This is a genomic window from Citrobacter sp. Cpo030 (assembly GCF_030333005.1).
In the GTDB taxonomy this organism is placed as follows: Bacteria; Pseudomonadota; Gammaproteobacteria; order Enterobacterales; family Enterobacteriaceae; genus Citrobacter; species Citrobacter portucalensis.
In genome coordinates, this window is the sequence record NZ_JAOWGT010000072.1 from 140,130 (window position 1) to 152,786 (window position 12,657).

The 12,657-nt window shown below is 50.4% G+C and carries 12 protein-coding genes; 10 read left to right on the forward strand and 2 right to left on the reverse strand.

All coding sequences use genetic code 11. From position 1 onward, the window contains the following. Positions 1-99: 99 nt before the first annotated feature. Positions 100-351, reverse strand: coding sequence for a YciN family protein (locus OGY37_RS18065; protein WP_003020616.1), 252 nt, complete (start codon positions 349-351; stop codon positions 100-102). A 398-nt stretch (positions 352-749) separates the two neighbouring features. Between OGY37_RS18065 and topA the strand changes: the two genes are divergently transcribed. From topA to acnA, 5 genes are all read left to right on the forward strand, one after another. Beyond that, positions 750-3,347 carry a type I DNA topoisomerase gene (gene topA, locus OGY37_RS18070; RefSeq protein WP_126317895.1) on the forward strand — a complete coding sequence of 866 codons (2,598 nt, stop codon included), beginning with the start codon at positions 750-752 and terminating at the stop codon, positions 3,345-3,347. 208 nt (positions 3,348-3,555) lie between these two features. Then, positions 3,556-4,530 (forward strand): HTH-type transcriptional regulator CysB, encoded by a 975-nt coding sequence (gene cysB / locus OGY37_RS18075; protein ID WP_003020610.1) that lies wholly within the window; start codon positions 3,556-3,558, stop codon positions 4,528-4,530. A 315-nt stretch (positions 4,531-4,845) separates the two neighbouring features. Then, positions 4,846-4,986: a YmiA family putative membrane protein gene (locus tag OGY37_RS18080; RefSeq protein ID WP_213194281.1), complete on the forward strand. Its 141-nt coding sequence runs from the start codon at positions 4,846-4,848 to the stop codon at positions 4,984-4,986. A gap of 2 nt (positions 4,987-4,988) precedes the next feature. Further along, complete coding sequence (locus tag OGY37_RS18085) at positions 4,989-5,165, forward strand: YciX family protein (RefSeq protein ID WP_166465605.1); 177 nt, start codon at positions 4,989-4,991, stop codon at positions 5,163-5,165. A 309-nt stretch (positions 5,166-5,474) separates the two neighbouring features. Next, a complete protein-coding gene (acnA, locus tag OGY37_RS18090) occupies positions 5,475-8,150 on the forward strand; it encodes an aconitate hydratase AcnA (protein ID WP_286552676.1) in 2,676 nt (891 codons plus the stop codon). A gap of 49 nt (positions 8,151-8,199) precedes the next feature. On the opposite strand, the gene ribA is transcribed toward acnA, so the two are convergent. Beyond that, positions 8,200-8,790, reverse strand: coding sequence for a GTP cyclohydrolase II (gene ribA / locus OGY37_RS18095; protein WP_003020601.1), 591 nt, complete (start codon positions 8,788-8,790; stop codon positions 8,200-8,202). 201 nt (positions 8,791-8,991) lie between these two features. On the opposite strand from ribA, the gene pgpB reads away from it, so the two are divergent. The 5 genes from pgpB to yciH all read left to right on the forward strand — a co-directional run bounded on the left by pgpB (position 8,992) and on the right by yciH (position 12,644). Next, a complete protein-coding gene (gene pgpB, locus OGY37_RS18100; protein ID WP_003833318.1) occupies positions 8,992-9,756 on the forward strand; it encodes a phosphatidylglycerophosphatase B in 765 nt (254 codons plus the stop codon). A gap of 149 nt (positions 9,757-9,905) precedes the next feature. Continuing rightward, complete coding sequence (locus tag OGY37_RS18105) at positions 9,906-10,214, forward strand: LapA family protein (RefSeq protein ID WP_003020595.1); 309 nt, start codon at positions 9,906-9,908, stop codon at positions 10,212-10,214. Positions 10,215-10,220: 6 nt separating this feature from the next. Then, the gene (gene lapB, locus OGY37_RS18110) at positions 10,221-11,390 is read left to right on the forward strand and encodes a lipopolysaccharide assembly protein LapB (RefSeq protein ID WP_003833317.1); all 1,170 of its coding nucleotides are present in this window, start codon (positions 10,221-10,223) and stop codon (positions 11,388-11,390) included. 189 nt (positions 11,391-11,579) lie between these two features. Next, on the forward strand, positions 11,580-12,317 hold the full coding sequence (pyrF, locus tag OGY37_RS18115; RefSeq protein WP_286621530.1) for an orotidine-5'-phosphate decarboxylase: 738 nt from the start codon (positions 11,580-11,582) through the stop codon (positions 12,315-12,317). After that, positions 12,318-12,644, forward strand: coding sequence for a stress response translation initiation inhibitor YciH (gene yciH, locus OGY37_RS18120; protein WP_003833315.1), 327 nt, complete (start codon positions 12,318-12,320; stop codon positions 12,642-12,644). Positions 12,645-12,657: the final 13 nt, after the last annotated feature.

Here is a 12,657-nt window from a genome sequence, read left to right on the forward strand (position 1 = left end):
TGCCGGATAGCGCTGCTCACATATCCTATCCGGCCTACAAATATGCATCAACGTAGGCTGGATAAGGCGTTGCCGCCATCCGGCAAATTATTTCTCGTGTTAATCGATCAAATGATACTTTTCAGAAAGTACGTGCGCCAGGTGTTTAAACATATTAAACACCGCCGTACTTTTGGGCGTTGGTAGCCCTTGCTCGTCTAAAAAGTAATCTCCGCTGAAAACCAGCACGCCGTTTCGCTGCGTAACGCCGGTTGCGACAATCCCCGCCAGCGTGTCCTCATGCTCACGAATGATTTTGTTGGCTTCAATCAGCAGTGTTTCGCGATCGATGGGTTGAGTGTCTTTATGCATGATTTACTCCTTAAACAAGGACATTAGTCTACGCTGAGCCCGCCTTATGGGCAAATATTCCCTGACATAAATGAAGGTTTTACGACTGTGTTACAACTGGCGAGATTTGTTTTTGCATGCTAATAAAGTTGCGTAACGCATTTTATCAGGTACAGTGTGACGCTTTCGTCAATCTGGCAACAGATTTGCTTGACATTCGACCAATACTTCGTCGTGCTAGAGCGTTTGTGAGAAAAAAAGCCTGTTAACTCAGTTACATGAGAGTTACATTACAAGCGCGAATCAGTTTAAGGGGTTGATATCCGCCGACGCAGAGACCATATCGATGTCTCGTCGCCAGTGGAAGGTGAATCAACGTGCGACGCATTCTGGAAGAATCAAATTAGGTAAAGGTGAATATGGGTAAAGCTCTTGTCATCGTTGAGTCCCCGGCAAAAGCCAAAACGATCAACAAGTATCTGGGTAATGACTACGTGGTGAAATCCAGCGTCGGTCATATCCGTGATTTGCCGACCAGTGGCTCAGCAACTAAAAAGAGCGCCGACTCAACCTCCACCAAAACGGCTAAAAAGCCCAAAAAGGATGAACGTGGCGCTCTCGTCAACCGTATGGGTGTTGACCCGTGGCACAACTGGGATGCGCGTTATGAAGTGCTGCCTGGTAAAGAGAAAGTTGTTTCAGAACTGAAGCAACTGGCTGAAAAAGCCGACCACATCTATCTCGCAACCGACCTTGACCGCGAAGGGGAAGCCATTGCATGGCACCTGCGGGAAGTCATCGGCGGCGACGACACCCGCTACAGCCGCGTGGTGTTTAACGAAATTACCAAAAATGCTATTCGCCAGGCGTTTGAAAAACCGGGCGAGTTGAACATCGACCGTGTAAATGCGCAACAGGCGCGCCGCTTTATGGACCGTGTTGTGGGCTATATGGTGTCGCCACTGCTGTGGAAAAAAATTGCACGTGGTCTGTCTGCCGGTCGCGTTCAGTCTGTGGCTGTGCGTCTGGTGGTTGAGCGTGAACGCGAAATCAAAGCATTTGTTCCAGAAGAGTTCTGGGAAATTGATGCCAACACGACCACGCCGGGCGGCGACGCGTTGCCGCTTGAGGTGACGCATCAAAATGATAAACCGTTCCGTCCCGTAAATCGGGAACAAACGCTTGCCGCCGTTAGCCTGTTGGAAAAAGCGCGCTATAGCGTCCTGGAACGTGAAGATAAGCCGACCAGCAGCAAGCCTGGCGCGCCGTTTATCACCTCCACGCTACAGCAGGCCGCGAGCACGCGTCTGGGCTTCGGTGTGAAGAAAACCATGATGATGGCGCAGCGCTTGTATGAAGCGGGTTACATCACTTATATGCGTACTGACTCAACCAACCTGAGCCAGGATGCAGTGACCATGGTTCGCGATTACATCAGCGATAATTTTGGCAAAAAATATCTGCCGGAAAACGCGAACCAGTACGCCAGCAAAGAGAATTCGCAGGAAGCGCACGAAGCTATCCGTCCTTCCGATGTCGCCGTACTGGCGGAATCGCTGAAAGATATGGAAGCCGATGCACAAAAACTGTATCAGCTGATCTGGCGCCAGTTTGTTGCCTGTCAGATGACGCCTGCTAAATATGATTCCACCACGCTGACCGTTGGCGCGGGTGATTTCCGTCTGAAGGCGCGTGGTCGTATTCTGCGCTTTGATGGCTGGACGAAAGTGATGCCAGCGCTGCGTAAAGGCGATGAAGACCGCATTTTACCGGCGGTGGATAAAGGCGATACGTTGACGCTTATCGAACTGACGCCTGCTCAGCACTTTACCAAGCCGCCTGCACGCTTCAGTGAAGCTTCGTTGGTTAAAGAGCTTGAAAAGCGTGGCATTGGTCGTCCATCCACCTATGCGTCGATCATTTCTACGATTCAGGATCGTGGTTATGTTCGCGTTGAGAACCGTCGCTTCTACGCTGAAAAAATGGGTGAAATCGTTACCGATCGTCTGGAAGAAAACTTCCGCGAACTGATGAACTACGATTTTACCGCGCAGATGGAAGACAGTCTCGACCAGGTGGCAAATCACGAAGCCGAATGGAAGGGCGTACTCGACAACTTCTTCACTGATTTTACTCAGCAGCTGGATAAAGCAGAGAAAGATCCTGAAGAAGGCGGTATGCGTCCGAACCAGATGGTGCTGACCAGCATTGATTGCCCGACCTGCGGACGCAAGATGGGTATTCGTACCGCCAGTACCGGCGTTTTCCTTGGTTGCTCCGGCTACGCACTTTCCCCGAAAGAGCGTTGCAAAACCACCATCAACCTGGTGCCGGAAAACGAAGTATTGAACGTGCTGGAAGGCGACGACGCGGAAACGAACGCATTGCGCGCCAAACGCCGCTGCCAGAAGTGCGGTACGGCAATGGACAGTTATCTCATCGATCCTAAGCGTAAATTGCATGTGTGTGGTAATAACCCAACTTGCGATGGCTACGAGATCGAAGAGGGTGAATTCCGTATCAAGGGTTATGACGGTCCGATCGTAGAGTGCGAAAAATGTGGTTCTGAAATGCACCTGAAAATGGGACGTTTCGGCAAGTACATGGCGTGTACCAACGACGAGTGTAAAAACACCCGTAAGATCCTGCGTAACGGTGAAGTTGCTCCGCCGAAAGAAGATCCGGTTCCGCTGCCGGAACTGCCGTGTGAAAAATCTGACGCGTATTTCGTGTTACGTGATGGTGCTGCAGGTATCTTCCTGGCGGCCAATACGTTCCCGAAATCACGTGAGACTCGTGCGCCGTTGGTGGAAGAGTTGTATCGCTTCCGCGATCGCCTGCCGGAAAAACTGCGTTATCTGGCAGATGCGCCGCAAACTGACCCGGATGGTAACAAGTCTATGGTTCGTTTCAGCCGTAAAACCAAGCAGCAATACGTTGCTGCTGAGAAAGACGGTAAGGCGACTGGCTGGTCCGCGTTCTTCGTTGACGGTAAATGGGTAGAAGGGAAGAAATAACCGCGTTTCGGCTGAATTTCTCCTCAAAGGGTCGCGTAAGCGGCCCTTTTTGTTTCTGGCATATTATTTTTTGTCATACCTATACAGCGTACATATAAATGATATAGTGGTTATAGTTAACAGTCTTTTTATTATTAAATCGTATTAGCAGTGCCCACGAGCCTGCACTGAAACGATGATTTGATGGCGCGAATCGGGATGGCATAACATGAAATTACAGCAGCTTCGCTACATCGTTGAGGTGGTGAACCACAACCTTAATGTCTCCTCAACGGCGGAAGGGCTTTATACCTCTCAGCCCGGTATCAGTAAGCAAGTTCGTATGCTGGAAGATGAACTTGGCATCCAGATTTTCGCCCGTAGCGGTAAGCATCTGACCCAGGTTACGCCAGCGGGGCAGGAAGTCATCCGTATTGCGCGCGAAGTTCTGTCTAAGGTGGACGCCATTAAGTCTGTTGCTGGTGAACATACCTGGCCGGACAAAGGTTCGCTGTATATCGCCACCACGCATACTCAGGCACGTTACGCATTACCGAACGTGATTAAAGGTTTTATTGAGCGTTATCCTCGTGTTTCATTGCATATGCACCAGGGATCGCCAACGCAAATTGCCGAAGCCGTCTCGAAAGGGAATGCGGATTTTGCTATCGCGACGGAAGCCTTGCACCTGTATGACGACCTGGTGATGCTACCTTGCTATCACTGGAACCGTTCGATTGTCGTCACGCCGGATCATCCGTTGGCGGGCAAATCCTCGGTTTCTATTGAGGAACTGGCGCAGTATCCGCTTGTCACCTACACCTTTGGATTTACCGGACGTTCGGAGCTGGACACCGCGTTTAACCGTGCGGGTCTGGAGCCGCGTATTGTCTTTACCGCGACCGATGCTGATGTCATTAAAACCTATGTTCGTCTGGGGCTCGGCGTGGGTGTGATTGCCAGTATGGCGGTTGATCCTGTTTCCGATCCTGACCTGGTACGTGTGGATGCGCATGATATTTTCAGCCATAGCACCACCAAAATTGGTTTTCGTCGCAGCACCTTCTTACGTAGTTACATGTATGATTTCATTCAACGTTTCGCGCCGCATCTGACGCGTGATGTGGTGGACACGGCGGTGGCACTGCGTTCCAACGATGATATTGAAGCCATGTTTAAAGATATTAAATTGCCTGAGAAATAATAACAGTTGTTACCTCGTCGGTATCCGTAAGCATAAAGTGATACCGACGGGAGAGTCTGAATTTATTCATTATTTCTCCTCCTATATATTAACCATATATTATTTATGGAAAAAGTTCTCTAAAGTAGTTTCAAATTAGTCAGCTTGCCAAAAATCACTCTCAAATATTCATAATTGATCAAACAATTGATTTATTTATCAGATTGAGTCCGAAAATTAACTGGCTTTTTCTCACCTTTTTTATTAGGATTCCTCCTATCTGATGATTAATTGTACCAATTGTTTGGTGCCTAAATGATAAGTGATTTCGATAGTATGAGGTTAGCGATGCCTTCAGGAAACCAGCCAGCACGCCGGGATCCCGCGATGAAACGTAAAGCCTGGTTCGCCGTGTTTCTTGGCTCTGCCGTATTCTGGATTATTGTCGCGCTCGTGGCCTGGAACGTGTGGGGGTAAGTATGTCCGCACCGAAGCAGCACTCTACTATGACGCCAGCGTCTCATGAACATGAACATGAACACGAGAGCAAAACCGTCGCCGAGAAGGGGCCGAAGATACCCGAATCCTGGAAACTTTCTCCTGAACAACGGGCGTTTATTGATCTGTTAACGGATGATGATGAACAGAAACAATAGTTCGTACGTATTTTATAATAATAACGATTACCTCGTGGTCTTAAATATCGAATCGTTTATCCCATGTATTCACCATCAGCCACCTAATCAACGTATTATCGATTGCGCTATTGCCTGCTGAATATCCATCCTATTAATCTACACGGCTAGACCTTCCTCCCTACCATTGACCTCACTTCGCGCTTTTGTATCGCGCGCTACTTTTATCAATTTGAGTTGTTATCAAAGCGTTACATTTTGTTTGTGTTATCTTTAATACTAACCCTGAGGAAAATCAGGGGATCCAACCCTGTCATTTAAGGAGGAGCTATGTCGTCGACCCTACGAGAAGCCAGTAAGGACACATTGCAGGTTAAAGATAAAACCTACCGCTACTACAGTTTACCTCTGGCCGCTAAATCACTGGGTGATATCACCCGACTACCCAAATCGCTAAAAGTGTTACTGGAAAACCTGCTTCGTTGGCAGGATGGTAATTCCGTTACCGAAGATGATATTCATGCGCTCGCGCATTGGCTGAAGACCGCCCATGCCGATCGTGAAATTGCCTATCGACCCGCTCGTGTTCTGATGCAGGATTTTACCGGCGTGCCGGCGGTGGTCGATCTTGCCGCTATGCGTGAAGCGGTGAAACGTCTGGGAGGAGATACGGCAAAAGTGAATCCGCTTTCGCCAGTGGACCTTGTCATTGACCACTCGGTAACGGTGGACCGTTTTGGTGATGATGATGCTTTCGAAGAAAACGTTCGCCTGGAAATGGAACGTAACCATGAGCGTTATGTGTTCCTGAAATGGGGACAGCAGGCATTTAGTCGCTTCAGCGTTGTGCCACCGGGAACGGGGATTTGCCACCAGGTTAACCTTGAATACTTGGGCAAAGCCGTCTGGAGCGAGTTACAGGACGGTGAGTGGGTGGCTTACCCTGACACGTTGGTCGGAACCGATTCCCATACGACAATGATTAATGGTCTCGGTGTGCTGGGATGGGGCGTTGGAGGCATTGAGGCTGAAGCAGCAATGCTTGGTCAACCGGTCTCTATGCTTATCCCGGATGTTGTGGGCTTCAAACTGGTGGGCAAACTGCGGGAAGGCATCACCGCTACCGACCTGGTTTTAACCGTCACCCAGATGCTGCGTAAGCACGGCGTGGTCGGTAAATTCGTTGAATTCTACGGTGATGGCCTGGACACCTTACCACTGGCCGATCGGGCAACCATTGCTAACATGTCACCGGAATACGGCGCAACCTGCGGTTTCTTCCCGATCGATGACATCACTCTTGAATATATGCGTCTGAGTGGACGCAGTGAGGAGCAGGTTGAGTTGGTCAGCGCCTATGCCAAAGCGCAGGGAATGTGGCGTAATCCAGGGGATGAACCCGTATTTACCAGTTCACTGGAGCTGGATATGGGCAGTGTGGAAGCTAGCCTTGCCGGACCGAAGCGTCCGCAGGATCGGGTAGCACTGGCTGATGTCCCGAAAGCGTTTTCGGCGAGTAATGAACTCGAAGTAAATAGCTCGCTGAAAGATCGTCAGCCAGTGGACTATACAATGAACGGTCATCAGTACAAGCTGCCGGATGGTGCGGTGGTTATTGCTGCGATCACTTCCTGTACCAACACCTCTAACCCAAGCGTATTGATGGCGGCGGGTCTGCTGGCGAAAAAAGCAGTGACGCTTGGTCTGAAACGTCAGCCGTGGGTGAAAGCCTCGCTGGCGCCAGGATCGAAGGTGGTGTCTGACTATCTGGCGCAGGCTGGGTTCACGCCGTATCTTGATGAGCTGGGATTTAACCTTGTAGGTTATGGCTGTACCACCTGTATTGGTAACTCGGGTCCGTTACCCGATCCTATCGAGACAGCTATCAAAAAAGGCGATCTTACCGTTGGCGCCGTGCTTTCCGGCAACCGAAACTTTGAGGGGCGTATCCATCCGCTCGTGAAGACCAACTGGTTGGCATCTCCGCCGCTGGTGGTGGCCTACGCGCTGGCGGGGAATATGAACATCAATCTGACGAAAGATCCGTTAGGGCATGACAGAAAGGGCGATCCCGTATATCTGAAAGATATCTGGCCGACGGCTCAGGAAATTGCACGTGCCGTGGAGCAGGTTTCTACCGCCATGTTCCATAAGGAGTACGCTGAAGTCTTTGAGGGCACGCCGGAATGGAAAGCAATCCAGGTTGATCGGGCTGATACCTATGGCTGGCAGTCTGACTCAACTTATATCCGCTTGTCGCCATTTTTCGATGGCATGCAGGCTACGCCGGATCCAGTCAAGGACATTCACGGCGCGCGTATTCTGGCTATGCTTGGAGATTCCGTCACCACCGACCATATTTCTCCTGCCGGCAGTATCAAGCCGGATAGCCCGGCAGGTCGTTATCTGCAAAGCCACGGCGTGGAGCGTAAAGATTTTAACTCCTACGGTTCACGGCGCGGGAATCATGAAGTAATGATGCGCGGTACCTTTGCCAATATTCGTATTCGCAATGAGATGGTGCCCGGCGTTGAAGGTGGGATGACGCGTCATTTGCCGGGAACTGAGGTAGTGGCTATCTATGATGCGGCTATGCAATATCAACAGGAGAATATCCCCCTGGCGGTTATTGCCGGGAAAGAGTATGGCTCTGGCTCCAGTCGCGACTGGGCGGCAAAAGGCCCGCGCTTACTGGGGGTTCGCGTGGTTATCGCAGAGTCCTTTGAGCGAATTCACCGTTCTAACCTGATTGGTATGGGGATTTTGCCGCTGGAATTCCCACAGGGCGTCACGCGTAAAACGCTGGGACTAACCGGTGAGGAAGCGATCGATATTACGGATCTGCAAAACATCAAACCGGGTGCAACAGTGCCGGTGAGTATGGTTCGCTCGGATGGACGTAAAGACGTGGTTTTATGCCGCTGCCGTATCGATACCGCGACGGAGCTAACGTACTACCAAAACGATGGCATTCTGCACTACGTGATTCGTAATATGTTGAGCTAGAATGTAAAAAGCCTGCGAGAGCAGGCTTTTTTATCGGCGGTAACAACTATTACTTGCCCAGCAAATGTCCCATCTTGGCGGCTTTGGTGTCCAGGTAATGTTCATTGTTCGGGTTACGACCCACAATCAACGGCACGCGTTCAACAATATTGATTCCCGCTTCGGTCAGAATTTCCACTTTTTTCGGGTTATTGGTCAGCAAACGAACTTCGTCCACACCAAGCAGCTTGAACATATCCGCACACAGCGTGAAATCACGCTCATCTGCCGCAAAGCCCAACTGATGGTTAGCTTCAACGGTATCATAACCCTGGTCCTGCAACGCGTAGGCGCGGATTTTATTGAGCAGGCCGATATTGCGTCCTTCCTGACGATGATAAAGCAGGATACCGCGCCCTTCTTCAGCAATATGGGTGAGAGCCGCTTCGAGCTGGAAGCCGCAATCGCAACGCAGGCTAAACAATGCATCGCCAGTCAGACATTCGGAGTGGACACGTGCCAGGACAGGCGTTTGGCCTGTGATATCGCCAAAAACCAGTGCGACGTGATCGTGTCCGGTTGCCAGTTCTTCAAATCCCACCATCAGGAAATCACCCCAGGGGGTTGGCAGTTTGGCTTCTGCCACACGTTTAAGCTGCATGTAATTCTCCAGATTATGCTGGCACTGTCGTGCCGTCGCCTGTTGGCTTCTGTTCTATATTGCACTATTTTGCCATAAGGCAACGATGTTCACCTAATCGCGACAACGGATTCGCTTTTGGAATGGCACAAAATTGTCAATTTCCCCGGCATGCGCTTTTTTCAGTTATGATTGTGAGACTTATCGACGAAAGGAGAGGCAATGCTGTCAATTGCAAAGCGCACTGCGGTCGGGGCCGGGCTGCTACTTATTATGCCGGTTGCTGTATGGGTATCAGGCTGGAGCTGGCAGCCGGGACATAACGTTTGGTGGCTAAAATCTCTGTACTGGATAACGGAAACGGTGACGCAGCCGTGGGGTATTATCACTCACGTTGTTCTCTGCGCATGGTTTCTGTGGTGTCTGCGTTTTCGTCTGAAAGCTGCGGTAATGCTGTTTGCGATCCTGGCTGCGGCAATTTTAGTCGGTCAGGGCGTGAAGTCCTGGGTTAAAGACAGGGTGCAGGAACCTCGGCCCTTTGTCGTGTGGCTGGAAAAAACGCACCATATCCCTGTTGATGAGTTCTACACTTTAAAACGTAAAGATCGTGGTCACTTAGTTAAAGAGCAATTGGCCGAACAACAGGATATTCCGACGTTTCTACGTAAGCACTGGCAAAAAGAAACAGGGTTTGCCTTTCCGTCAGGGCATACGATGTTTGCCGCCAGTTGGGCTTTACTGGCCGTAGGGCTGTTATGGCCACGCCGACGTACGCTGACGATTGTGTTTTTACTTATCTGGGCTACGGGTGTTATGGGCAGTCGCTTGCTATTAGGCATGCACTGGCCCCGTGATTTGGTCGTTGCAACGCTGATTTCATGGTTGCTGGTAACACTGGCGACATGGCTTGCGCAGAGGGTATGCGGACCATTAACGCCGCCTGTGCAGGAGGAAAAAGAAATCGCTCAGCGTGAACAAGAAAGTTAGCCATGATTGATTTTTCGAATTTTGCCCTTAAATCAGAAAGGGGAAAGCGCTTTTCCGTTTCGCACTCGTTGTGAAAATGGTAATTTAAAGGGCTCAACGCGGTAAGTTGTACACGATTTATTCGCTCAAACCACATAACGGGAAGTAATGTGAAATATTTACTCATTTTCTTACTGGTGTTGGCGATTTTTGTTATTTCGGTGACATTAGGTGCGCAAAACGATCAACAGGTTACGTTTAATTACCTGCTGGCTCAGGGTGAGTATCGTATCTCTACGCTGCTTGCTGTATTGTTTGCCGCAGGTTTTGCGATTGGTTGGTTAATTTGCGGCCTTTTCTGGCTGAAGGTTCGTGTGTCTCTTGCGCGCGCCGAACGTAAAATCAAACGACTGGAAAACCAGCTTACGCCTGCGACCGACGTTGCGGTTTCTGCCGATTCGTCGGTTGTGAAGGAATAATTATTTATGTTGGAGTTGTTGTTTCTGCTTTTGCCTGTAGCCGCTGCCTATGGGTGGTATATGGGTCGCAGAAGTGCGCAACAAACCAAGCAGGATGAAGCTAACCGTCTTTCCCGTGACTATGTCGCCGGGGTTAACTTCCTCCTGAGCAACCAACAAGACAAAGCGGTGGATCTGTTCCTCGATATGCTAAAAGAGGATACGGGCACCGTTGAGGCTCATCTCACCCTCGGAAACCTGTTTCGTTCGCGCGGTGAAGTCGACCGCGCAATCCGCATCCATCAAACGTTAATGGAAAGTGCTTCGCTGACCTACGAGCAGCGTTTGTTGGCCGTACAACAGCTGGGGCGCGACTACATGGCCGCAGGTCTGTACGACCGCGCGGAAGACATGTTTAATCAGCTTACCGATGAAACAGATTTTCGCGTCGGTGCATTACAGCAACTGCTGCAAATTTATCAGGCGACCAGCGAATGGCAGAAAGCGATTGATGTCGCAGAACGCCTGGTGAAGCTCGGTAAAGATAAACAGCGTATTGAGATAGCTCACTTCTACTGCGAACTGGCCTTACAGCAGATGGGTAGCGACGATATGGATCGCGCCATGACGCTGTTGAAAAAAGGGGCTGCGGCAGACAAAAACAGTGCCCGTGTTTCCATCATGATGGGCCGTGTGTACATGGTGAAAGGCGATTACGCGAAGGCCGTCGAATGTCTACAACGCGTGATTTCTCAGGATAAAGAACTGGTCAGCGAAACGCTGGAAATGCTGCAAAGCTGCTACCAGCATCTGGGGAAAAACGATGAGTGGGCCGAGTTTTTACGTCGGGCTGTTGAGGAGAATACTGGCGCCGCCGCCGAGCTTATGCTGGCCGATATTCTTGAAGCGCGTGAGGGGACTGATACCGCTCAGGTTTATATTACCCGCCAGCTACAACGCCATCCTACGATGCGCGTGTTCCACAAGTTGATGGATTACCATCTTAACGAAGCAGAAGAAGGGCGCGCGAAAGAGAGCCTGATGGTTCTGCGCGATATGGTCGGGGAGCAGGTGCGCAGCAAGCCTCGGTATCGTTGCCAGAAGTGCGGATTTACCGCATATACACTGTACTGGCACTGCCCATCCTGTCGCTCATGGTCAACCATTAAGCCTATTCGCGGACTTGATGGGCTGTAATTTTTAAAAAACCTCACTTTAGTTACAACATACTAATGATCTATAACAGATCCTTCCTCAACCTCCGTTGCCAAATTTGCCTGGCAGAAATGTAATCGCGCCTGTTAATTTTCTATTGCCGCAGGTAGAATGCACGCCGTTTACCCATTTTGCGCCGCCGATGGCGCCCATCCTCAGGAAGGTCTGGTCATGACGTTTACTGCTTCATCTTCTTCTCGTGCTGTTACTGATTCTCCTGTCGTTGTCGCTCTCGATTATTCCAATCGTGATAAAGCATTAGCTTTTGTCGACAGAATTGATCCTTGTGATTGCCGTTTGAAAGTGGGCAAAGAGATGTTCACGCTTTTTGGACCTCAGTTGGTTCGCGATTTACAACAGCGTGGCTTTGACGTTTTTCTTGATTTGAAATTTCATGATATTCCCAATACTACCGCGCATGCCGTTGCGGCGGCGGCTGAGCTTGGCGTGTGGATGGTTAACGTTCATGCTTCTGGTGGGGCGCGTATGATGACCGCCGCACGTGAAGCCCTGGTGCCTTTTGGCAAGGATGCGCCGCTGCTGATTGCAGTAACAGTTCTGACCAGTATGGAAGCCAGCGATCTTGCCGACCTTGGCGTGACGTTGTCACCTGCGGAGCATGCGGAAAGGCTGGCGCGCTTAACCCAACATTGTGGTTTGGATGGCGTCGTATGCTCCGCGCAGGAAGCAGTGCGATTCAAGCAGGCATTTGGCCAGGCATTTAAACTGGTAACGCCCGGTATTCGTCCTGAAGGCAGCGTGGCAGGCGACCAGCGTCGTATTATGACGCCGGAACAGGCACAGTCAGCTGGCGTCGATTATATGGTTATTGGTCGTCCGGTCACACAGTCGGCAGATCCGGCTCAGACGCTGAAGATGATCAATGCCTCCCTGAAACGAGGTGCGTAAATGAACGACTCAAATTCTCGTCTGGTCTACTCAACTGACACCGGGCGTATTGATGAACCAAAAGCCGTCCCAGAACGTCCCAAAGGCGATGGCATTGTCCGCATCCAACGACAGACCAGTGGCCGCAAAGGTAAGGGTGTGTGCCTGATTACTGGAATAGATCAGGACGATGCTGAACTGACCAAATTAGCTGCGGAACTGAAGAAAAAATGTGGTTGCGGCGGGGCAGTGAAGGATGGCGTGATTGAGATACAGGGTGATAAACGCGACCTGATTAAATCGCTGCTGGAAGCCAAAGGAATGAAAGTTAAATTGGCTGGCGGTTAATAAAAAAAGCCAC